This window comes from Nocardia iowensis (genome assembly GCF_019222765.1).
Classification (GTDB): domain Bacteria; phylum Actinomycetota; class Actinomycetes; order Mycobacteriales; family Mycobacteriaceae; genus Nocardia; species Nocardia iowensis.
The window spans coordinates 8234877-8256270 of the sequence record NZ_CP078145.1; the positions used below are offsets into that span (position 1 = coordinate 8234877).

22 protein-coding genes are annotated in these 21394 nt (G+C 68.6%); 6 read left to right on the top strand and 16 right to left on the bottom strand.

Features of this window, described 5'->3' with window-relative positions:
• Window positions 1-23 precede the first annotated feature (23 nt).
• From KV110_RS37990 to KV110_RS38000, 3 genes are all read left to right on the top strand, one after another.
• Window positions 24-1106, top strand: a complete 1083-nt coding sequence (locus KV110_RS37990) for a tetratricopeptide repeat protein (protein ID WP_218471932.1) — start codon at window positions 24-26, stop codon at window positions 1104-1106.
• 116 nt (window positions 1107-1222) lie between these two features.
• A complete protein-coding gene (locus KV110_RS37995) occupies window positions 1223-1495 on the top strand; it encodes a hypothetical protein (RefSeq protein WP_218471933.1) in 273 nt (90 codons plus the stop codon).
• A gap of 63 nt (window positions 1496-1558) precedes the next feature.
• A complete protein-coding gene (locus KV110_RS38000; protein WP_218471934.1) occupies window positions 1559-1843 on the top strand; it encodes a hypothetical protein in 285 nt (94 codons plus the stop codon).
• A 184-nt stretch (window positions 1844-2027) separates the two neighbouring features.
• Here the strand turns inward: KV110_RS38000 and KV110_RS38005 are convergent, their stop codons facing one another.
• The 5 genes from KV110_RS38005 to KV110_RS38025 all read right to left on the bottom strand — a co-directional run bounded on the left by KV110_RS38005 (window position 2028) and on the right by KV110_RS38025 (window position 7571).
• Window positions 2028-3593, bottom strand: coding sequence for a bifunctional uroporphyrinogen-III C-methyltransferase/uroporphyrinogen-III synthase (locus tag KV110_RS38005; protein ID WP_218471935.1), 1566 nt, complete (start codon window positions 3591-3593; stop codon window positions 2028-2030).
• Window positions 3590-4684 (bottom strand): hydroxymethylbilane synthase, encoded by a 1095-nt coding sequence (hemC, locus tag KV110_RS38010; protein ID WP_218471936.1) that lies wholly within the window; start codon window positions 4682-4684, stop codon window positions 3590-3592. Before hemC ends, KV110_RS38005 begins: the two co-directional genes overlap by 4 nt.
• Window positions 4681-6195 (bottom strand): glutamyl-tRNA reductase, encoded by a 1515-nt coding sequence (locus KV110_RS38015; RefSeq protein WP_218471937.1) that lies wholly within the window; start codon window positions 6193-6195, stop codon window positions 4681-4683. Before KV110_RS38015 ends, hemC begins: the two co-directional genes overlap by 4 nt.
• Window positions 6192-7058, bottom strand: coding sequence for a redox-sensing transcriptional repressor Rex (locus tag KV110_RS38020; RefSeq protein ID WP_218471938.1), 867 nt, complete (start codon window positions 7056-7058; stop codon window positions 6192-6194). Before KV110_RS38020 ends, KV110_RS38015 begins: the two co-directional genes overlap by 4 nt.
• 252 nt (window positions 7059-7310) lie before the next feature.
• Window positions 7311-7571, bottom strand: a complete 261-nt coding sequence (locus tag KV110_RS38025; RefSeq protein ID WP_218471939.1) for a glutaredoxin family protein — start codon at window positions 7569-7571, stop codon at window positions 7311-7313.
• 147 nt (window positions 7572-7718) lie between these two features.
• Here KV110_RS38025 and KV110_RS38030 point away from each other — a divergent pair, with 147 nt between their 5' ends.
• Window positions 7719-8711 (top strand): HAD family hydrolase, encoded by a 993-nt coding sequence (locus KV110_RS38030; protein WP_393538220.1) that lies wholly within the window; start codon window positions 7719-7721, stop codon window positions 8709-8711.
• Between the two features lie 183 nt (window positions 8712-8894).
• On the opposite strand, the gene KV110_RS38035 is transcribed toward KV110_RS38030, so the two are convergent.
• From KV110_RS38035 to KV110_RS38075, 9 genes are all read right to left on the bottom strand, one after another.
• On the bottom strand, window positions 8895-9920 hold the full coding sequence (locus KV110_RS38035; protein ID WP_218471940.1) for a lysophospholipid acyltransferase family protein: 1026 nt from the start codon (window positions 9918-9920) through the stop codon (window positions 8895-8897).
• Entirely contained in the window at window positions 9917-10990 is a 1074-nt protein-coding gene (locus KV110_RS38040; protein WP_246634838.1) for an NAD-dependent epimerase/dehydratase family protein, read from the bottom strand. Before KV110_RS38040 ends, KV110_RS38035 begins: the two co-directional genes overlap by 4 nt.
• A 209-nt stretch (window positions 10991-11199) precedes the next feature.
• Window positions 11200-11301, bottom strand: a complete 102-nt coding sequence (locus KV110_RS38045) for a 30S ribosomal protein bS22 (protein ID WP_003402602.1) — start codon at window positions 11299-11301, stop codon at window positions 11200-11202.
• A gap of 263 nt (window positions 11302-11564) precedes the next feature.
• Window positions 11565-11849, bottom strand: a complete 285-nt coding sequence (locus KV110_RS38050; protein WP_378734303.1) for a helix-turn-helix domain-containing protein — start codon at window positions 11847-11849, stop codon at window positions 11565-11567.
• A gap of 215 nt (window positions 11850-12064) precedes the next feature.
• On the bottom strand, window positions 12065-12916 hold the full coding sequence (proC, locus tag KV110_RS38055; protein ID WP_218471941.1) for a pyrroline-5-carboxylate reductase: 852 nt from the start codon (window positions 12914-12916) through the stop codon (window positions 12065-12067).
• Window positions 12917-13105: 189 nt separating this feature from the next.
• Window positions 13106-13987 (bottom strand): thioesterase family protein, encoded by an 882-nt coding sequence (locus KV110_RS38060; RefSeq protein WP_218471942.1) that lies wholly within the window; start codon window positions 13985-13987, stop codon window positions 13106-13108.
• A 197-nt stretch (window positions 13988-14184) separates the two neighbouring features.
• Window positions 14185-15096, bottom strand: coding sequence for a sugar phosphate isomerase/epimerase family protein (locus tag KV110_RS38065; RefSeq protein ID WP_246634213.1), 912 nt, complete (start codon window positions 15094-15096; stop codon window positions 14185-14187).
• 14 nt (window positions 15097-15110) lie between these two features.
• On the bottom strand, window positions 15111-16718 hold the full coding sequence (locus tag KV110_RS41730; RefSeq protein ID WP_246634214.1) for a hypothetical protein: 1608 nt from the start codon (window positions 16716-16718) through the stop codon (window positions 15111-15113).
• Window positions 16719-16791: 73 nt separating this feature from the next.
• Window positions 16792-17823, bottom strand: coding sequence for a Ppx/GppA family phosphatase (locus KV110_RS38075; RefSeq protein WP_218471943.1), 1032 nt, complete (start codon window positions 17821-17823; stop codon window positions 16792-16794).
• A 119-nt stretch (window positions 17824-17942) separates the two neighbouring features.
• On the opposite strand from KV110_RS38075, the gene KV110_RS38080 reads away from it, so the two are divergent.
• A complete protein-coding gene (locus KV110_RS38080; protein ID WP_218479400.1) occupies window positions 17943-18755 on the top strand; it encodes a DUF3109 family protein in 813 nt (270 codons plus the stop codon).
• 78 nt (window positions 18756-18833) lie between these two features.
• Window positions 18834-19166, top strand: a complete 333-nt coding sequence (locus KV110_RS38085) for a hypothetical protein (protein WP_246634216.1) — start codon at window positions 18834-18836, stop codon at window positions 19164-19166.
• A gap of 187 nt (window positions 19167-19353) precedes the next feature.
• Here the strand turns inward: KV110_RS38085 and KV110_RS38090 are convergent, their stop codons facing one another.
• Both KV110_RS38090 and KV110_RS38095 read right to left on the bottom strand, forming a co-directional pair.
• Window positions 19354-20043, bottom strand: coding sequence for a response regulator transcription factor (locus KV110_RS38090; protein ID WP_069160635.1), 690 nt, complete (start codon window positions 20041-20043; stop codon window positions 19354-19356).
• The gene (locus KV110_RS38095) at window positions 20040-21275 is read right to left on the bottom strand and encodes a sensor histidine kinase (protein ID WP_218471944.1); all 1236 of its coding nucleotides are present in this window, start codon (window positions 21273-21275) and stop codon (window positions 20040-20042) included. Before KV110_RS38095 ends, KV110_RS38090 begins: the two co-directional genes overlap by 4 nt.
• Window positions 21276-21394 lie beyond the last annotated feature (119 nt).

Genomic DNA, 21394 nt, shown 5'->3' on the forward strand with positions numbered 1-21394 from the left:
GCGATGAGCATGAACAAGCGCCGATGACGCCCCCGCCGCTCGGGGCCCGTCGGCTGCCCGACGGGCGACTGCTGATCCCGTGGCAGGGCAAACAGCCCGACGGGACCATCGCCCATGGAATGGTCGCCATCGGACCCGACGACGAGCGCTTCGCCGAATGGAACGAATCCATCGCCGACCGGGAACGCGGCGAACTACCCGACGACGAGCATCCGGTGGATCCGATCGGCTTGCAGCTGTTCCGCGACCCTCGGCCCGACCCGGCGCCCACCGCGCAGCAACGCCGGATCGACACGCTCCGGGCCATCGCCGAGCGCGGCGATGTCGGTGCCATGGAACAGCTCGCACACCTGCTGCGGGACACCGACGATCTGGCCGGCACCGAGCACTGGTTCCGCCGCGCCGCCGATTGCGGCAGCGCCACCGCCATGGCTGACCTCGGCGTGCTGCTCGGCGCGCACGGCCGGATCGCCGAGGCGGTGCGCTGGCTGGAGACGGCCGTCGCCGCGGGCTGTCCTGGCGCGGACGTCCAACTCGGCTTGCAACACCTCGAGCGCGGCAACATCGACGAGGCGGAACGCTGGCTGCGCCCCGCCGCCGAGGCCGGGTCGCCGGAGGCGTTGTGCAACATGGGCGTTGTCGCCAACCGGCGCGGTGACAGTACGGCGGCCGAGGAGTGGTACGAGCGTGCGGCCGAAGCCGGAAACGCCACGGCCATGCGGACTTTGGGCCTCTACGTGGCCCGGCGCGGCGACACCGGCCGCGCCGTCGCGCTGCTCACCGAGGCCATCCGCCGCGGTCGCACCGACGCCATGGCCATTCTGGGCTCACTGCATCTCGATCACGGTGACGACGCCGAGGGCGAGTATTGGCTGCGCCGCGGCGCCGAGGCGGGCGACCCGGATTCGATGTTCCATCTGGCACTGTTCCTGCGCGAGCAGGATGTCCATCCGGTCACCGGCGAGCTGACCGAACCGGGCGTGCTGCGCGCCGCTACCGCGATCGCCACCGGCCGGTCACCGGCCCAGCAGGAGGCAAGGCACTGGCTGGAACGCGCCGCCGCGCTCGGCCATCCGCAGTCGCTGCAAGTGCTGCACGACATCTGACGACCGCGGTCGCCAAAACCCTTGCGGCCAGCGGTTTTTGTCGGTGCCCGGCGGTATAATCGAAGAAGTGTTCGAGGGGATTCGCCGAGTCCCCGATCGCAACGGGAGGGAAGCCTGTGCCCGCGACGAAGACCGTCCTCATCGATCGTCCCTACACACCGCTGGAGAAGAAACCACTACCCGCGGGACGCCCGCGCTCCTGGTACGTCCGGCACAACCGGAAGCTCAAGGCGATGCGCCTGACCATCGCGCTGCTGGATTCGGGCGTCTACAACCCGAGTACCGCCAACAACAAGCGCATCCGGCACACCGCCGAGGTCGTCGGCATCCGCCCACCGTCCGACACCACCTGCAACATGGTGCGGACGCTGATGCGCAAGCGGTACTAGGGCGCACCCCGAGACCGGACCGACGGAACCCCGCGACGGGAAGCCGTCGGTCCGGGTTACTACATGCTCTGGACGGTACAGACCTGGGCGGTTCCACCGGACAGGGTCTTGAGCAGGCACGCCAGACCACGGCCGAGCGCGGACAACGCGTTCGCCGAACCGGTCGCGCTACCCGTGGACGTGCCGATAGTGGACGTGCTCACCGCGGACGGTGCCGCGGTTTCCAACGGCAACCCCGGCGCTGCCGAAGCCGCGGCGCTGCCGGACAATACGATGACCGAGGCGGCGGCTGTTGCCGTGACGACTTGCATAATCGATCGTTTCATCGAAACCAACTTCCTCTGTTGATCGCGCTACTGCGCCAGGTCAAGTTAGCGCCGACCAAAACAGATGAGATGCCGGTAGTTCTACGGGCAACGACATCGATGGCAGGTGATTCGTTGCGGGACAATCGATATCGACGCCCGGTCAGTGAAAAACACACTGCCCGTACCGGGTTCGGTACGGGCAGTGATTCAACTGATGCAGTGGCTCAACGGCTGCGGCGGCTCTTCTTCCGCGGCGGGGGCAGCAGGCCCTCGGCGCGCAGCCGGGCCGCGTGTTCGGCGAGCGCCTCGACCAGCGGGCCGACCTGGGCGACCTCGGGCTGCACGTCGACGCGCAAGCCGAATTCGATGGCCGTTTCGGCGGTCTTCGGGCCGATACACGCCACGATGGTGCGCGCGTGCGGTTTGCCCGCGATACCGACCAGGTTGCGGACCGTGGAGGACGAGGTGAACAGGACCGCGTCGAAACCGCCGGTCTTGATCATCTCGCGGGTCTCCGCGGGCGGCGGCGAGGCGCGCACGGTGCGGTAGGCGGTGACGTCATCGATTTCCCAGCCGCGGTCGCGCAGACCCTCGGCCAGCGTCTCGGTGGCAATGTCGGCACGCGGCAGCAGGACCCGGTTCACCGGGTCGAAAACGTCGTCGTAGGGCGGGAAGTCGGCGAGCAGACCCTCGGAGGACTGTTCCCCGCTCGGCACCAGCTCCGGGTTGATGCCGAAGGAGCGGACCTTGTCCGCCGTGGCCTCGCCGACGCAGGCGATCTTCACGCCGGAGAAAGCCCTTGCGTCCAAACCGAATTCGGCGAACTTCTCCCACACCGCGCGCACCGCGTTGGTGGAGGTGAACACCACCCACTGGTAGCGGCCGTCGACCAGACCCTTGACCGCGCGTTCCATCTGCGCGGGACTGCGCGGCGGCTCGACCGCGATGGTCGGCACCTCCATCGGAATGGCGCCGTGCATGACCAGCCGCTCGCTCATCTCGCCCGCCTGGTCCTTGGTGCGCGGGACCAGCACGGTCCAGCCGTACAGTGCGCGCGACTCCCACCAGGACATCTTCGAACGCGAGGCGACCACCTTGCCGATGGTCACCACCAGCGGGCCGACCAGCTCGGAGGCGGCGCTGTTCAGCGTGGCCAGGGTGGCCTCGATGGTGCGCTGCTGGCGGGTGGTGCCGCGCACGGTCACCGCGACCGGGGTCTGCGGCGCCATGCCGTGTTCCACCAGGGCGCTCGCGGTTTCGGCCAGGTGGCCCGAAGTCGCGTGCAGCACAAGCGGTCCGGGGGCAGCGGCGAGTGCGGCCCAATCGACCTCGCCGCGCACGTCGGCCTCGGTGTGCCCGGAACCGAGCGCGATGCCCGCGTAGCTCGGCACGGCCGAGCCGTTGGGCAGGCCGGGCAGCACCTCGAACACCATGTGCGAACGGGTCACCGCGTTGACTTCGGCGATCACCGAGTCGGTGGTCAACGGGTCACCGGCGACGACGCGGACCACGTCGTGGCCGTTGCGAGCCTCGGCGATCAGCGTCTTCGCCACCTCGGCGGGCTCGCCGAGGGCGGGTCGCACGTCGACCGGACGCTCACCGTCGGGGCCGGGCTCGACCGCGGACCCGATCAGGGCTAGCACGCCCTTGTCGACGTCGGGGTCGGTGAACGCGAGCGTCGCGCGCCCGATCACCTCGCGGGCGCGCACGGTGAGCAACGCCGGGTCGCCGGGCCCTGATCCGACGAAAAGGATCCGACCGGGATGCTTCTTGGTAGCTCGACCGCTCATTGGTTGTTCTCCATTGGGCTGGGTTGGGTGAAGTCTGAGGCGGGCGGATTCACCGCCTGTGTATGCGAACCGGCATCCGGTTCGGGAGCGCCGCGCTCTTCGGAAGCGCTGGGCTGTTCGGAAACACTGAGCAGTTCGCGCGCGCCCATGTCGAGCAGCTCGCGGGCCAGTGCGCGGCCGAGCTCCGCGGCATTCGCGGGCGCACCGACCACGGAAGCGCGCAATACGTCGGAACCGTCGATGGCGGCGGCGCAGGCGCGCAGCGAGAGCTCGTCGAAGATCCGTCCGTCCTCGTCGATCGACTCGACCACTTCGGCGAGCGCACCGATCGGCGCGGTACAGCCCGCCTCCAGCTCGCCGAGCAGCGACCGCTCGGCGATGACCGCCGCGCGGGTGGCGGCGTCGTCCAGCGCGGTCAGCACCTCGACGAGTTCGGCGTCGTCGCTGCGGCATTCGACGGCCAGCGCGCCCTGGGCCGGCGCCGGCAGCATCTGCACCGGCTCCAATGCCTCGGTCACCGCGTCGAGCCGGTCGATTCTGGCCAGGCCCGCTCGGGCGACCACGACCGCGTCGAGCTCGCCCTCGCTGACCTTGCGCAGGCGAGTGTCCAGGTTGCCGCGTAGCGGCACGATGTCCAGGCCGAGGCCGAGCGCACGCAACTGCGCCGCGCGGCGCGGGGCGGAGGTGCCGACCTTGGCGCCCGGGGGCAGTTCGCCGAGCACCAGTCCGTCCCGGGCCACCAGGGCGTCGCGCGGATCCTGGCGGGCCGGAATGGCGGCGATGGTGAAGCGCGGGTCCTGCGCGGTCGGCAGGTCCTTGTAGGAGTGCACCGCGATGTCGATGTTTCCGGCGGCCAGCTCGTCGCGCAGCGCGGAGGTGAACACGCCGACGCCGATCTGCTGGACCGGCTCGGACGAAAGGTCACCCGCGGTCTTGATGACCACCAGTTCGGCCTCGTGCCCGGTGGCGACCAGGGCGTCGCGGATGGTGCCCGCCTGGGTGAGCGCGAGCAGACTGCCGCGAGTCCCGATCCGCCACGGCGCGCGGATGCTGCCTGCCGTCACGTTGTCCTCTTCCTGCACGAGTGTCATGCCGTCTGCCCCTGCTCCTCGCCGCGGTGGCCCGCGGTGAAGTCGTCGGCTAGCGCGATGTCGGCGTCGGTGAGCAATATTCCGGAGTGCTCGCCGATCGCGGTGATCTCCATCGGCGCCGCGACCGCTTGCGCCGCACCGGGCTTCAGCTCGAACAGCTCGCGCAGTGCCTCGGCGTAGCTATCGCCACCCGGGGTGGAGGCCAGTTGCTTGACCCGCACCGTCGGCGCGTGCAGCAGCTTGTCGACCACCCGGCGGACCGTGCGGGCCACCTCGTCGCGTTCCGGATCGGCCAGCCTCGGCAGCCGCGAATCCAGCCGCAACAGTTCGGCTTCGACCACCTCGGCGGCGCGCTGGCGCAGCGCGGCCACCGTCGGCGTGACCTCGGCCATTCGCTGCCCGGTCAGGTATTTGGCCAGCTCGTCGGCCACGATCGCGCGGGCGGCGGCGGTGTCGTCGGCGGCCGCGCCCGCGGCCGGATCGCGCTGCAATGTCTCGATGTCGATGACCGTGACGCCGGGCAGTCCGGCGACGGCGTGCTCGACGTCGCGGGGCAGGCCGAGGTCGCAGAACACCAACGGCCGTTCCGCGGTGGCGAATTCGGTGCGGCGTTCGCGCTCGGTCAATGCCCGGTGGGTGTCGGCCAGCGTCACCACGTTGCCGACCGCGCCGGTACAGGTGACGACCACATCGGCCGCCGCCATCGCCTCGGTCAGCCGGGAAAGTTCCATCGCCGTCGCGGCCACGCCATGCGTGCCCGCGGTCTCGGCGAGCCGCTTCGCACGCGCGATGGTGCGGTTGACGACGATGATCCGGCCGATCCCGGCGCGCGAAAGATGGGCAACGGCAAGGCCGCCCATCGCACCGGCGCCGACCACGACCGCGGTCCGTCCCGCCAGCGGTCCGTTTACCCGGGTAGCGGCAGCGGGGCCCTCCGTGGTCACGCAGGCTGCCTCTTCCGGGCCCGTCGCTGCCGCCCCCAGCACCTGCTGGGCCCGATCCAGCGCGACCGACACCACCGAGGCACCGGCCCGGTCGATGCCGGTCTCCGAATGCACTCGCTTGCCCACCCGCAGTGCGTGCTGGGCCAGCTCGTGCAGGGTCCGGCCGACCGCCTGCTGGGCGTCGGCGGAGGCGTAGGCGCCGCGGATCTGGCTGAGCACCTGCTGCTCGCCGATCACCATCGAATCCAGCCCGCTGGCCACCGCGAACAGATGCTCGGCGGCGGCCTCGCTGTAGCGGACGTAGGCGTGCTTGGTCAGGTCGGGCAGCGGCAGCCCGGAATGCTTGGTGAGCAGGTCGCCGACCTCGGCCAGGCCGCCGTGGAAGGCGTCGACTACGGCGTAGACCTCGACGCGATTGCAGGTGGAGACGATCATCGCCTCGGATACATGGCTGGAGGTCAGCATGCGGTCGATCAGCTTAGGTCGGTCGGCATCGGTGATGGCCACCTTCTCCAATACCGAGACGGGCGCACTCCGGTGCGAGATCCCGACCAAAAGAACACTCATGGACGAACCACCGATCCCTTGCTGCTTGGCTCCGTTGCCGTGTGCGAGGACGCCGTATGCGCGGCTGCCGAATGCTTGAGTGCCTGATGGACCGCCGAGGTGTGCGCGGTGGGCGCGCGGTGGCTGATCCGGCTGGAAACGGGACGCGCCACTTCGGGCACAGCTGGCGCCGTGGTCGCCTCGGATGCGTTGTCCGCGTTGCGTACTCGCTCGAACGACAGCATCTGCAGTTCGACCGCGAGATCGACCCGGCGCACCTCGACGGTGGCGGGCGCGACCAGCTCGCAGGGCGCGAAGCTCAGAATGGACTGCAGCCCGGCGGCGACCAGTCGATCGCAGGCGTCCTGGGCCGCGTCGTCGGGAACGGTGATGACCGCGATGGTCGGCTCTAGCGCGGCGACCGCCTCGGCCAGGCCTGCGACATCGCGCACCACCAGGCCGGCGACCGGAAGGCCGATCACCTCGGGATGGTTGTCGAAGATGCCGACCACGGTGAAGCCACGCCGCTGGAACCCGCCGTAGCCGACCAAGGCCCGGCCGAGATTCCCGGCGCCGACGAGCACCACGCGGTGTCCCTGCGACAGGCCGAGCACATCTTCGATCCTGGCCCGCAGCCTGGCTACGTCATAGCCGACACCCCGTACGCCATTGGGTCCGAGGAAGGAGAGATCCTTGCGCAACTTGGCCGAATTGACACCCGCCGCGACAGCGAGTTCCTCACTCGATACGATGGCAACACCCTCGTCGGTCAATGTGGCGAGGACCCGGAGATAGGTCGCCAGCCGTGCGACGGTGGCCTGCGGGATGTCCTTCTGCAGAGCCCTGCCGGAGACGCCGCTCGGCGCCTCATGCTGCTCTGTCACGTCGTCGGCTCCTCGTTCCGGCCCGATCGGGTTCGGTGTTCGTCGCTGGACCTCTGACCCGGGACGGTCCGGTGCCATGGTCGAAGTGTCGGAATGCTGGGTGTCTCTACGCGGTGGGCCCGCAGCCTCGGCAAGCGGGTCCGCGTGCCACCACCGTAACTGCTTGTGCAGCCCTTCACAAAGTCGGTGAAATTGGCCTCATTTTCCGTCGCGACCAGCGGTGCGGCCGAATCGGACAGTCATCGCTACCGGTCAGCGTCTCAGGTCGGCCCGCAATCTGGCCTCGTCGACGTCGAAATAGCTGTGCTCACGGCCGTCGAGCAGCACCACCGGCAACCGGTCACCGAACTCCGCGCGCAGGCCAGGATCGGTGTCGGCGGCCGCGTCGACATCCAGCGTCGCCGGCTCGATGCCGAACTCGGCGCAGATCACCCGCAGCTGGTCCAGCGCGGTGGCGCACAGGCCACAGCCGGATCTGGTCAACAGGGTCACCGAATGTGTGGGATTGGTCATGGCGGATATTAAATCCCCTCGCCACGCCCGAATCGGTCTGCCAGGTCCTGCGATGACTGTCACCCGGCCCGGTTACTGTGGACGTGGTTCGCGCGACGGGCGGAGGTACTGGTGCCGGAACGATCGAAGGTGGCAAGGGCCGGATTCATCGCGGGACGATTCGGCGAGTTTCCGGCACGGTGGAATCTGGGCCCGATCGGTCAGGGTCTGCAGGATCAGCTTGCGCGCATCCCGCGCAGCCCGTTCGGTCCCAGCGAGGAAGAGCTGCGGGCCAACCTGGCGGGCGAGGCCAGCGCGGACGCCGCATTGTCGCTGCACGACGCGGAATTGGCGGCCGCAGAGCCGGATAGGACCGGACCCGAGGTACCGCGCGACCTGACCGCGGCGGCATTCTTCGACGTGGACAACACCATGGTGCAGGGCGCCTCGATCGTGCACTTCGCCCGAGGTCTGGCCGCGCGCAAGTACTTCAAGACCGCCGACCTGGTGGACGTCGCCTGGAAGCAGGTCAAGTTCCGGGTTACCGGGCGGGAGAACAGTTCCGACATGGTCAGCGGCAAGGAGAAGGCGTTGGCGTTCATCGCCGGACGCTCCACCGCCGAGTTGGCCGCGTTGGGCGAGGAGATCTACGACGAGATCATCGCCGACAAGATCTGGCCGGGCACAAGGGCTCTCGCGCAGATGCACTTGGACGCGGGCCAGCAGGTCTGGCTGGTCACCGCGACGCCGGTGGAGCTGGCGCAGGTGATCGCCAAGCGGCTCGGGCTCACCGGCGCGCTCGGCACGGTGGCCGAAAGCGTGGACGGCAAATTCACCGGCCGGCTGGTCGGCGACATCCTGCACGGACTCGGCAAGGCGCACGCGGTGCGCACGCTGGCGATCCGAGAAGGGTTGAACCTCAAGCGTTGTACCGCGTACTCGGACAGTCACAACGACGTGCCGATGCTGTCGCTGGTCGGCACCGCGGTGGCGATCAACCCGGATTCGGACCTGCGCGAGGTGGCCAAGAACCGGGGCTGGGAGATCCGCGATTTCCGCACCGGCCGCAAGGCCGCGAAGATCGGCGTGCCGACGGCCTTGGCGCTGGGTGCGGCCGGTGGCGCGGTCGCAGCCGCGGTAACACGCCGCCGCGACCACTGAGCGCGTCGAAAGGCGAACGGCCGCCGACTGATCGGCGGAGGTGCACCCGTCGGCCCGGCGAACGCCGGAAACCAGTGCGGCCGAGGGGTTTACCGACTGGTGCCCGGCGCTCGCCGGGACGACGGGTGCGTGACGGGGGCGTGGACTCCGTTCGCGGGACGACCAAGGGGTGGGACGAGCGGATCAGCCCGTGAACGGGTTGCGGCGCTTCGTGAGCAGCTTGTAGAGCGTCGACTGGATGGTTTCGCGGACCTGGTCGGTGACCTCGAACATGGTCATCGGGTCGTCGGCCGCCTCCGGCTCGTAGGCGGTGGTCGGAATCGGGGCGCCGAATTCGATGTACCACTTCGACGGCAGCGGCACCGCGCCGAGCGGGCCGAGCAGCGGGAACAGCGGCGTCACCGGGAAGTACGGCAGGCCGAGCAGCCGGGCCAGCGGCTGTAGGTCGGCCAGTTTGGGGTAGATCTCCTCGGAACCGACGATGGAGCACGGGATGATCGGCACGCCGGTGCGCACCGCCGCGGCCACGAAACCGCCGCGGCCGAACCGCTGCAGTTTGTAGCGGTCGGAGAACTGCTTGCCGACGCCCTTGAAGCCCTCAGGGAACACACCCGTGAGTTCGCCGGAGCGCAGCAGCCGTTCGGCGTCCTCGCGGCAGGCCAGCGTGTGTCCGGCCTTGCGGGCCAGCACGCCGAGCACCGGCATTTCGAAGATCAGGTCGGCGGCCAGCAGGCGCAGCGCCCGCTGCTTCGGGTGCCGGTCGTGAATGGCCAGCTGCAACATCAGCCCGTCCAGCGGGACGGTGCCCGCGTGGTTGGCCACGATGAGCGCGCCGCCCGCCTCCGGGATGTTCTCCATCCCGCTGACCTGCACCCGGAACCACAGCTCCGACAGCGGCCGCAGCGCGGGCAGGATGACCGACTCGAGCAGGTGTTCGTCGAAACCGAATTCGTCCACCTGGTAGTCGCCGGTGAGCCTGCGCCTGGCGAAGTCGGCGGTCTTGCCGATCTGTTTGCCGAGCGCGCCGCGCACCAGGTCCGACAACGACTGCGGCACAGGAGGTTCGGTGGCCGCCAGCCGCTCGGTCAGCGAAGTCACCGGACTGGGCGCTTCGCCCTGCACGTGTTCCGGCCAGCGCCGGGCGGTCGGGCGCGGACGCGCCTCGTCCTGCACGTCGTGAAGGTGGATCACTTTCGCTACGTCGTTCATTGTTGTGCTCCCGTACCGGCCCCGAGCAGGCCGAGCAGTTTGTTTTCTGCGGCGTCGATCCACCCGGGATCGACCACGGGCCGCAACGCTGCGCCCCCGATGAAGTCGTCGAAGGCCTGCACCGTGGTCCAGCGCGGTACGAACCCCAGTTCGGCACGCATCCGGGTGGTGTCGAGGCCACAACCGAAATGAAAATAGTCGAGCTGCTCGCCGGAGAATTCGCGCATCACCGGACCCATCAGCACCCGTCCCGCGGTGCGGAACAGCGCGAACGGCACCGGCAGTTCGATGCGGCCGGCCCGGCGCACCGCCTGGGACAGCGCCAGCGCACCGTCACCCGCGATGTTGTAGGTGCCGCCGCCCGCGGCCAGCGCCGCGTGCGCGAGCGCCGCGACCGCGTCCTCCTCGTGCAGCAACTGGATCCGCGCGTCGCGGCCGAACACCGTCGGCGTGATCGGCGAACGGAGATACTGCACGCCGCGGCTCGCCAGCCGCGGCCCGACGATCGGCGCTAAACGCAAAATAGACGCGGCGATATCCGGACGGCGACGCGCGAGCCCGCGGACGAAACCTTCGATTTCGATCATGTCGCGCGCGAACGCGCCGCGCGGCGGCGTGCGCGCGCTCATTTCCTCGGTGAATTTCGCGGGATCCTTCGCGCTGCAGCCGTATACGGCGGAGGAGGAACGCACGACGACCCGGCGCACCGTCGGCGCCTTCTGGCATACCGCGAACAATTGCATGGCGCCGAGCACGTTGAGGTCCTTCATCACCGCGCGTGCGGCCCCGGCCGGCGGCCGCGCCAGCACCGCGGCGTGCACCACGGTATCCACCGCGCCACCATCGATCACCTTACGGATCAATGGATTTCGGATGTCCGCGCGTACGAACTCGGCTCGGCCCATGCGTCGCTGCAGCTCACGAGCGGGGGTCATGGTGTCGACGGCGATGATGCGTTCGATGCTGGGATCCTGCGCGAGCCGCGCGACCACGTTGCCTCCGAAGAAGCGGCTGGCACCGGTGACCAGCACGACCTTCGGCGTGTGTCCGTCTCGAGCGTCAGAACCCACCGGCACCGCATCCCACCTTGGCAAGCCCCCATTTCATTTATTCCCCGGTTCCTAGGGTAGCCGCTGCGTTCGCGGGTTCCGTTGGTATTTACCAGGATCTAACGATGACTTCGGTCACCCGATACACCGCGTGGTTTCAAAATTAAATATTTCAAACGAAAAGGCCCGCCACCTGACCGGTGACGGGCCTTCCAGCCGACGCGCAGCGCTTACTTGCCGAGTTTGCGCCGCTGCACACGTGTGCGGCGAAGCAGCTTGCGGTGCTTCTTCTTCGACATGCGCTTGCGGCGCTTCTTGATCACAGAACCCATAGGGTTGTTCCTCGCGTTCTCTCTACTCGGCGCGCACGCTACTCACGTACGCCAACTGACCGGTCGCTCGGCAAGCCTCACGCCCAGTGTCCGCGCCGCCGGGTACCACCGGGCACCACAAAGCGATGCCACCGGCGGGCGAACACGAACCGAGGGTCTATCGTACCGGCACGTCCAGCTTGCTTCTAAACCGCCTGATCCAACGTCGCCGGAGGTAGTCCGTCGACGGTCCGCGCTCGGACGAGCGCAGGCGAGTCAGCCGTTCATCCGGCGTCGAAGTAGGACGTTTCGAGATAGTCGTGCACCGCCTTGGCATGCACCCGGAACGAACGACCTACCCGCACCGCGGGCAGCTCACCGGAATGCACGAGCCGGTACACCGTCATCTTGGACACTCGCATCAGACTCGCCACCTCGGCGACCGTGAGGAATTGAGTGCCACCGAGCATGGGTTGACCCTGCGATCCCGAGCCGCCTTGCGCCCGGGAACCAGCCCGGGCGTTCGAGGGGCCGGAGCCGCTCGAACTCCCTGAGCTACTTGCAGACATCTTGTTAGACATCATTGCACCATTGACCTCCGGCACGTCCGCGCCGCCGGCTTCCCCACCGGCGGAACAGACACGCACGTGCTCCTTGAAGCTTAGCGGGACCAGTGGTGTTACTGCGACGGGAGTGAGAAATCAGCTTTTCCGATTGTGCGTGTCCACGATCCCGAGGTGCCAGGGAAGGCCTGCCGATGGTGTTGCTCCGCGCCCCCAGCGGCTTATCCGACGCCGCCGACGCCCTCGCCCGGACTGCCCTGTTCGGCCGAGCGCTGCTTGGCCGCGTGCAATGCCTCCAGAAACGCCGACCGAATTCCGCCGCGCTCGAGCTCGCGCACGGCCGCCGCGGTGGTGCCCGCCGGTGACGTGACAGCGGCTCGCAGCTCGCCCGCGGTCTGTTCGGACTCCTCGAGCAGCGCCGCCGAGCCGACCATCGTCTGCACCACCAGCTGGGTGGCGACGTCGCGGGTCAGCCCGAGGCCGACGCCCGCGTCCACCAAGGCCTCGACGACCAGGAAGAAGTAGGCGGGCCCGGAACCCGAGACCGCGGTGACCGCGTCCATCTGCGACTCCGCGACGGCCACCACCTTGCCGACCGCGCCGAGCACCTCGGTCACCAGCTCCAGTTGCTGCGGACGCGCGTAGCGACCCGGCGCGATCACGCTCATGCCCTGCCCGACCAGCATCGGCGTATTCGGCATCACCCGCACCACCGGGAAACCGGCGGGCAGCTTCGCCTCCAGCCGTGCGGTCGGCACCCCGGCGGCCAGCGACACCAGGATCTGGTCCCGGTCGTTGCCGACGCTCGCGTTGTCGGCGAGCGCGGCCTTGCCGAGTGCGGTCATCACCGCGTCGACATCAGCGGGCTTGACCGCGACGACCAAGAGATCCGCGCCGACCGCGGCATCGGCCACCGAGTCCGTCACCCGGACGCCGAACCGCTCGGCAATCTGTGCGCCCCGCTCCGGAAAGGTCTCGACGACAACCATGTCCTTCGCCGGCCGCCCGGATTCGAGCAAGCCCGCGATCAACGCCTCCCCGATGCGACCGCCACCGATCACCGCAATTCGCATATCCGCCTCTCCGCGTTTCTTGCCGGTCGTAAGTGCCGCTCTGGTTACGTCGCGGACCGGCGGTCAGGTGCTTGGCCAAGTTCTGGGGGTACCCCTGGAGTTACCCCTGTGCGCACGAAACCAGATGTTACGTGCCGTAAAACCGAGTCGAAGATCCCCGTGCCGGTCGGCCTGCCGTCGCCAGTGGCCTCAGCGCTGCGGGATGAGCGCCAATTGACGGCTCTGGGCAACCACCGCGCCGGTGTGGTCGAGGACGAGTTGGTCCTCGTCGAACAGGTGATTGCCGACCTCGTGCGTGCTGGCGATGATGCGCAGCCAGCCGGGGGCCGGCTTGCGCCGCAGGTAGGTGGCCATCTGGACGGTGGGAGCCCAGCCGAATTGGCCGAGGTTCATCGGAACCGGCGGGCTCATGTCGGCGCTCATCATCGCGAAGAGCATGCCGACCTCGGGGTCCTGCTCGTCGGCGGCGCGCGGTCGGATCCACAGGCGCAGGCGCGGCTCGGCCTTTTCGCCGTCGAGGAAGCGGGCCCACGCCCGATCGATGAAGAGCTCGGTGGCCTGGCCGACGTGCACGAGGCTGCCCATCGCCGAGCCGGGTTCGTAGCCGATCGCGTCGGCGGGTGGTTCGACGGGCATGTCGCCGTGCTCCTGTGCGTAGCGCGGCTCGGCGTCGTCGAGGTGACCGAAGGTGAGCGCGGTGCGCACCAGCGTGCGGCCGTGCTGGATCAGGTTCGCGTCGGCCAGGCAGATCTGGCGGCCTACCTTGCGGATGTGCACCTCGTATTCGACCTCGCCGGGATCGGGTGCACCGAGGAAGTCGGAGCTGGCGGCGATCGGCGCCATGCCCGCGAGTGCCGGGTCGGCCGCGCGCAGCCACTTCAGGCCCGCCGCCGCGCTGGCGGCGACCATGGTGCCGCCGTGCACCTTCTTGCCGATCGTCCAGGTCTTGTCGATGCTGCCCAGGTAGCGACCGGTGTCGGCGGTCTTCGCGGGCAGCTCGGTCAGCGCGAGCACCCGGCTGAACGGGGCATCGGTCTCGGTGACCCGGTCGAGGTCCAGCTCCGTCGTCATCGTCACTCCTGTCGTTCCACCGGCCGCGGCGGCATCAGGGTTGCTGGTACGCGGCGTTCGTACAGCGTAGAACGACTCGGCTGCGGGTCCGCATTCCCCTCGGTCAGGACGGTGCGACGGGACGCACCCAGATACTGGTGGCATGGGACTTCAGCAGCACCTGGCTACCAATGTTGTTGTGCCGCTGGGATTTCGCGTCAGGCGCGGTGGGCAGAGGTTGGCGCGGGCGCGGTTTGGCCGTTGAGGTGCAGGCGGGCGAAGGCGAGGGTGCGGTGCAGCATCGCTGCCCGGTCCTGGGTGGTGCGGGCGTTCTGGGTGTTGATCTCGGCGACCGCCTGACCGGCAAAACCGTTGCGGACCAAGGTGTCGCAGACTTCGACGCAGGGCTGGGTGCCTTCACCCGGCACGAGATGCTCGTCGTGCGCGGCGCCGCGGCCGTCGGCCAGGTGCAGGTGTGCCAGGCCATGACCCATCCGGGCGGCCAGCGCCAACGGGTCCGCGCCCGCGGTCGCGGTATGCGACAGGTCGAGGGTGTAGTGCTGGAAACCGGTATCGGTCGGGTCGTAGGACGGGCTGAACGCGGTGAGCCCGATGCCGGGCCCGCCGCGCCGCTCGAGCCGTTTCACCGCGCGCGAGCCGCGCCCGAACAAGGTATCGGCGCGCATCGGGAACATGTTCTCCACCGCGACGATGACCGGGCTGTGTTCCTCCAGCTCGGCGACCTGGGCGGCGAAGTTCTCGGCGTAACGGCGCTGCCAGCGGAACGGCGGATGCACGACGACGGTGCGCGCGCCGAGTGCCTCGGCGGTGCGCACGCTGCGTTCGAGTTTGGCGACCGGGTCCGAGCCCCAGACCCGCTGCGAGATCAGCAGGCACGGCGCGTGGATCGCGAGCACCGGCACGTCGTACTTGCGGGCGTAGGACTGCACGGTGGCGATGCTCTGACTGGCCGGTTCGGCCCAGACCATCAATTCGACGCCGTCGTATCCGAGGTCGGCCGCGTACCGGAACGCCGCCTCGGTGTTCTGCGGGTACACCGACGCCGTCGAGAGTCCGACGAGAATCTGCCGTCGATCCGACGTGCCTTCCGCCTGCCCGATATTCCCCACAGCCGCTCCCTGCCTCAGTCCGTACTGAGCAGAAAGGCTAGCGGTCCCAGCGTGACGAAGACGCCTACGACGACCGCGATCACCGTACTGAGCACGTCGTCGGTCCGGCGCAGGATCCGCACCAGCGCCACCAGGCCCAGAATCACGATCATCGCCAGGGTCAGCGCCACCCAAGGGAGCATCTCCCACATCCGCTCGAAACCCTTGAACAGCAACATGCCCGCGACGGCCGCGCCGGTGCTCTGACCGCCCAGGATCAGCCACTGGCGGCGGTTGGCGTCGTACTCCGCCTTGCGCGCCACCCGGGAGCGGCGCGGCGACAGGTCGTGGTCGGCCTGCTCGTCCTCGTCGAGGGGCTCGTGCTCGTCGTCCTCGGCGTCCAGGTCGATGGGCTCGAAGTAGTCGGTCTTGCCGTCGTACAGGTCGAGCTCGTCGACGGGGGCGCGGCCCGCATCACCGCTGCGACCGCGTTTGCCGCGCCCGGCACGCTCCGCCGCGCGTTCGGCACCCGCGCGTTCGGCCCGCTCGACACCGTCCCTGAGCAGGTCGCCCGCCACCGTCTGGCCGGAAACGAGCTGCTGGTCCTGGCTGGCCAGCGACCACGCGGCGGTGGAGATGCCCGCCGACTCCGGCGGCGCGTCGTTGCGTTGTGGCGCATCAGGTTTGCGTCGTCGAGCCGACCAGGCCGGCAACCCGCCATCGGCGGCGCCGTTGCGTTGCGCCGACCTTCGCTGCGGTTCCGGCGGCGGTTCCGGCGCCGGCGGCCATGGCGCGGTGGCCCTCGATTCCGGCAGCGGCTCCGGCTCGAAATCGGTCGCCGACGGCGACCACGCCGCGGTCGCGGGTGCGGCCTCCTCGGCTTCGGCCTCGGCCGCGCGGCGCCGGGCGGCCCGGCCGCCGGTGGCACCGTTGCGCTCGGCCCGGCCGCCCGATCCGGCGCGGTCCGGCAGGGCTGTGCTCGCTCCGCCGCGCTCCGGCTTGCCGATCTCGCGGAGCGGTCGCACCTCGGTGGTCTCGTCGTCCGGCTCGGCGTACCGGCGCCGGCGACCGGAACGCGGAGCGGCCGCACTGGGTTCCGGATCGCTCGCATAGGGATTGGGCGACGGTGCGTAGGGGTTGGGTGAGGGGGCGTACGGATTGGGCGACGGCGCGTACAGGTCGGTGACCGGAGTGCGCGACGACAGCGGGTCGGCGGGCGTGCCGTGTCGCGAGCCCGGCATCTCCCGGCCCGGCATCACCCGGTTCGAGCGGCCGGGCAGCGGATCGGCCTGCGGCTCGGGCTGGGCGTAGGCGGCGAGCGGGTCGTACATCGAGATCGGGCCGGATATCGGTGAATACGAGGAGGGTTCCGGCGCCGGGGCGGGCGGTGTGTACGAAACCGGTTCCGGCGCGGGAGGTTCATACGCCGGTGTTTCGTAGCTGGGCTCGTCGGGCACTCCGGGGTCGGGCGCGGCGTGCGACGAGTGACCGCTGCCGATGGCGGGCATGTCACCCGTCAGTTCGGCCACCGAGATGCCGCGGCCACCGCGGCGGCGTCGGCCACCGCCAGGGGACGACGCACCCTGTTGACCGTTGCGGGCCAACAGCTCGGCGACCGATAGCTGTTTGGAATCCTCACTCATGACTCTGCCTCGCTGGCGCTCGGCGCCGTCACGCGCGAAGCACGCTGTAACACGATTCGTTCGCTGCGCTCACTCATGACGTAACCGTTCCCATCGGCCCCAGCGCGACCGCACTATCGGGCGCCGGGCGGCCACTATTGGCTGCCGGGCCCGGTAAGCATGTCGCCCGGGGTCCGCCATTCATGTCGGTATCCAGTTTGCGCAGGATCAGACCTTCCCGCAGCGCCCACGGACAAATCTCGATGGACTCCAGCGATAGTGCCCGCATACTCGCCTCCGCGACCAATGCGCCAGCCACCAATTGCTGTGACCGATCGGAACTTACGCCTTCCAATTCTGCACGGTCTGACGCGGTCATCCGGGAGATGAACGCAATCAGTTGGCGCAGACCTGAGCTGGTGAGTGTACGACGCACCCGAGGACCCGCCGCCGAGGGTGCCGCTCCGGTCAGCCTGGCCAACGAGCGGAAGGTCTTCGATGTACCGACGGCCAGATCCGGTTTACCCGCGTCTATCAGCTGTTTCGCCGGCAGCGTCAGCTCCGCGTCGAGCCAGTCGCGCAGCACGTTGACCCGGCGCTTACCCGGCGGATCCTCGCGCAGCCACTCCCTGGTCAACCGCCCGGCACCGAGTTGCAGCGACAGCGCGACATCGGGTTCTTCGTCGCCGCCGTTGGACATTTCCAGCGAACCGCCGCCGATGTCGAGGTTGAGGATGCGGCCCGCACTCCAGCCGAACCAGCGGCGCACCGCGAGAAAGGTCAGCCGCGCCTCGTCGACGCCGGAGAGCACCTGCAGGTCGACTCCGGTCTGCGTGCGGACACGCCCGAGCACGTCTTCGGAGTTGGCCGCTTCACGCAGCGCGGAGGTGGCGAACGGCATCAGCTCGACGCACTTGGAAGTCTCGGCGATGCTGGCGAATTCGGCGACGGTGGCGATCAGCCGCTGCGCGCCCGCCTCGGTGATCCGGCCTTGGGCATCGATGTTCTCCGACAGCCGTAAAGCGGCCTTTGTCGAGCTCATCGGCATGGGATGACCACCCCGATGCGCGTCCACCACCAGCAGGTGGACGGTATTGCTTCCGACATCGAGTACCCCAAGCCGCACAAGAACACGGTACTGGGTGATCCGGCCCTTTAGGCCAGGCGACTGAACTGTTAGCGTTCCGAGGTGTGACGGTAGGCGCAGCAGCCAGTGGGCCGACCCGGCCCCGACCAGCGGGGAAGATCGATCCGAGCCCCGAGGTCGATCCGGATTTCCCGCGCGAATGGATCGAGTTCGTCGATCCAGCAAACGACGAGCATCTGATCGTCGCCGACCTGACCTGGCTTCTGTCGAGATGGACGTGCGTCTTCGGCACCCCGGCATGCCAGGGCATCCTGTCCGACCGTCCCGACGACGGCTGCTGCTCACACGGTGCCTTCCTGTCCGACAAGGACGATCGCAAGCGCCTGCAGAATGCTGTGAAAATGCTCACACCAGCGGATTGGCAGCTCATGGGTGCGGCGCGGGACGCGGACGGCAAGATCACCAAGAAGGGTTACCTGGAACTCGACGAGTTGGAGGACGAGCCCGCCTTGCGCACCCGTCGCTTCGACGGTGCCTGCATCTTCCTCAATCGGCCCGGCTTCGAAGGCGGCGTCGGCTGTTCGCTGCACACCATGGCGCTGCGCCGCGGTATCGAGCCGCTGGAGGTGAAGCCGGACGTGTGCTGGCAGCTGCCGATCCGGCGCACCCAGGATTGGGTGGACCGGCCGGACGGCGTGCAGATCCTGCGCACCACCGTCACCGAATACGACCGCCGCGGCTGGGGCCCCGGCGGCGCGGACCTGGATTGGTACTGCTCCGGTTCGCCCGACGCACATGTGGGCACGCGTCCCGTGTGGCAGTCCTACGGTCCGGAGCTCAAAGAATTGCTCGGCGCTCCTGCCTACGAGGAATTGGCCAGACATTGCCGACGCCGAGAAGGCCTCGGCCTCATCGCAATTCATCCGGCGACGGTGCACGCGAACCGGACGCACAACTCCGCGACCGCCTGAGCCCTCGGAATGAGGGCTTGCACTCCGTTCACCTCGGAGGCATGCGAACTTCACTTGTTTGCGGTTTGATGTGCGGTCATGTCCAAGAAAGTGTTGACCCTGGCAGCCGTTTCGATCGGCGCCGCACTCTGTTTCCCCGCAATCGCCAACGCCGAACCCAACGGTGACCCCGCCAAGTACGCCGACTTCACCGCGGACTTCGTGCCCGCCAACACCCCCGAGGCGATCAACGCCGCCGCGGCGGGCAAGAACGTGATCATGAGCCCGTACGGGGTCAACAACACCATCGCCTGCCGCGGCACCAGCGCGGCCGATGTCTACGACTGCATGCAGGAAGACGCCCTCGGCTGGATCACCTTGCGCAAGATCGACGTTCCCGGCGTCGGCCCCACCTGGACCTACCTGCCCTGACATCAGCGGACGACGGCCGAGGGCATAGCCCTCGGCTCCCCCGCCTCTCCGCGTCTTCAGGCCAGACTCGAGTGCCGCGACAGTGACGTTGGCGGCAGGCGGCGGGACTGCCCGCTAGTTCGCTGGTGCCCGACGAGTTACCCATGTGCTCACGAAATCAGTAGTCGAGTTTCGTGAGCACATGGCGTCAAGCCTCCAGTTTGTAGCCCAGTCCACGGACGGTGACCAGGTGCTCCGGCTTGGCCGGGTCGGCCTCGATCTTGGAGCGCAGGCGCTTTACGTGCACGTCAAGGGTTTTGGTGTCACCGACGTAGTCGGCGCCCCAGACCCGATCGATCAGCTGGCCGCGGGTGAGCACCCGGCCGGAGTTGCGCAGCAGGTATTCGAGCAGGTCGAATTCCTTGAGCGGCAGCGTTACCGGCTTGCCGTTCACCAGCACGGTGTGGCGGTCCACGTCCATCCGGACCGGGCCCGCTTCCAGCACGCCGCTCTCGTTGGTGCCGTCCAGCTCGTCGCCCGCGCCGCGGCGCAGCACGGCCCGAATGCGTGCGATCAGTTCGCGCGCCGAGTACGGCTTGGTCACATAGTCGTCGGCGCCGAGCTCCAGCCCGACCACCTTGTCGATCTCGCTGTCCCTTGCCGTCACCATGATCACCGGTACGCCGCTGCGGGTGCGCAACTGCTTGCACACATCCGTGCCGCTCATGCCTGGCAGCATGAGATCGAGCAGCACGATGTCCGCACCGGACCGATCGAACTCGGCGAGCGCGGACGGTCCGTCACCGACAACGGTGACCTCGAAACCCTCCTTGCGCAGCAGGAACGCGAGCGGATCGGCCAGCGACTCCTCATCCTCGACGATCAACACACTCGTCATCTGCGTGCCTCCACACCATTGGGTCGGCCCGGCCCCGAGGGGCGCGGGCTTGTTTCTCTCATGCTCACCGTCGGACCGGCGGAATCCTCTTCTCCGTCGGCCTCGAGGTGGGCAGGTATTCGCAGGGTGAACGTCGAACCGGTGCCCAGCTTGCTCCACAGGGTGATCTCACCGTTGTGGTTGGCGGCCACGTGCTTGACGATAGCCAGGCCCAGCCCGGTACCGCCGGTGGCGCGCGAGCGGGCCTTATCGGACCGGAAGAAACGTTCGAACACCCGCTCTTGGTCTTCTTTCGCGATGCCGATGCCACGATCGGTCACGGCCATCGCCACATGGTCGCCACGTAATGACCGGCTGACCGATACATGTGAACCGGCCGGTGAGTACGCTATCGCGTTCTCCACCAGGTTGGACAGGGCTGTGACCAGCAAGGTTTCGTCACCGAGCACTTCGAGCCCGCTGGGCCGATCGGTGCTGACGGTGATGCCCGCGGCCTCGGCGGCGGTGCGCGAGCGGTCGACGGCCTGCATCACGACAGTGTCCACATCGACCACCTCGAGCTCGGGCAGCTTCTCCGCGCCCTGCAATCGGGACAGCGCGATGAGTTCGGTCACCATTTTGCCGAGCCGACGGGATTCGCCGAGAACCCGCTGCCCGAAGTGGCGCACCGCCTCCGGGTCCTCCGCGGATTCGAGCATCGCCTCGGCCAGCAGGCTCATCGCGCCGACCGGCGTCTTGAGCTCGTGGCTGACGTTGGCGACGAAGTCGCGCCGGGTGGCCTCCATCCGGGCCTGCTCGGAATCGTCGTCGGCGAAGAGCACGGTGAAGTTGGTGTCCTCGCGGGATAGCTGGCGGGCCACACCGCGCACGGCAATGCGGCCGCGGCCGGGCACCGGATTCTTGGCGGTGAGGTCGAACTCGGCGGACTCGCCGGTGGCCAGCACCTTCTCCACCGCGGCCCAGGCGCGCTCGTCGAGCAGGCGGTTGCGGACCAGGCCGAGTTCCTCGGCGCGCGGGTTCACCAGCACCACGTCGCGGTACTCGTCGACCACCGCGATGCCGCTCTCCGATGCGAGCACGATCAGATCGAGGACCTGCGACATCGTCAGGCCGGAGTCGGCCTGCCTGCGGGCGGCTTGCCTGGCGTTCATATAGGGGATAAGTAGCCCGCCGACTGCCAGCCCTACGACAGCCGCAAGGACTGCCAGTAGCACGGCTTGCGGAACACTCACACTTGAATCGTACGGTCGTGAAGGACGTAACCAACTCCGGGTACGCGATGTTTCGTGCAGGTCATGGCCACTTCTGGCCCCGTTAGCCCACCGTTTACGTCCTGTTACGCCTAGCTGGG

What these genes read in the sequence shown, in the direction of transcription:
- KV110_RS38000 (WP_218471934.1), top strand. Translation starts at nt 1,559, where the DNA reads ATGCTCTGGACGGTACAGACCTGGGCGGTTCCACCGGACAGGGTCTTG.
- hemC (WP_218471936.1), bottom strand. Translation starts at nt 4,684, where the DNA reads ATGACACTCGTGCAGGAAGAGGACAACGTGACGGCAGGCAGCATCCGC.
- KV110_RS38015 (WP_218471937.1), bottom strand. Translation starts at nt 6,195, where the DNA reads ATGAGTGTTCTTTTGGTCGGGATCTCGCACCGGAGTGCGCCCGTCTCG.
- KV110_RS38005 (WP_218471935.1), bottom strand. Translation starts at nt 3,593, where the DNA reads ATGAGCGGTCGAGCTACCAAGAAGCATCCCGGTCGGATCCTTTTCGTC.
- KV110_RS38090 (WP_069160635.1), bottom strand. Translation starts at nt 20,043, where the DNA reads ATGACGAGTGTGTTGATCGTCGAGGATGAGGAGTCGCTGGCCGATCCG.
- KV110_RS38045 (WP_003402602.1), bottom strand. Translation starts at nt 11,301, where the DNA reads ATGGGTTCTGTGATCAAGAAGCGCCGCAAGCGCATGTCGAAGAAGAAG.
- KV110_RS38025 (WP_218471939.1), bottom strand. Translation starts at nt 7,571, where the DNA reads ATGACCAATCCCACACATTCGGTGACCCTGTTGACCAGATCCGGCTGT.
- KV110_RS38060 (WP_218471942.1), bottom strand. Translation starts at nt 13,987, where the DNA reads ATGACGACGGAGCTGGACCTCGACCGGGTCACCGAGACCGATGCCCCG.
- KV110_RS37990 (WP_218471932.1), top strand. Translation starts at nt 24, where the DNA reads ATGACGCCCCCGCCGCTCGGGGCCCGTCGGCTGCCCGACGGGCGACTG.
- proC (WP_218471941.1), bottom strand. Translation starts at nt 12,916, where the DNA reads ATGCGAATTGCGGTGATCGGTGGCGGTCGCATCGGGGAGGCGTTGATC.
- KV110_RS38050 (WP_378734303.1), bottom strand. Translation starts at nt 11,849, where the DNA reads ATGTCTGCAAGTAGCTCAGGGAGTTCGAGCGGCTCCGGCCCCTCGAAC.
- KV110_RS38085 (WP_246634216.1), top strand. Translation starts at nt 18,834, where the DNA reads ATGTCCAAGAAAGTGTTGACCCTGGCAGCCGTTTCGATCGGCGCCGCA.
- KV110_RS41730 (WP_246634214.1), bottom strand. Translation starts at nt 16,718, where the DNA reads ATGAGTGAGGATTCCAAACAGCTATCGGTCGCCGAGCTGTTGGCCCGC.
- KV110_RS38035 (WP_218471940.1), bottom strand. Translation starts at nt 9,920, where the DNA reads ATGAACGACGTAGCGAAAGTGATCCACCTTCACGACGTGCAGGACGAG.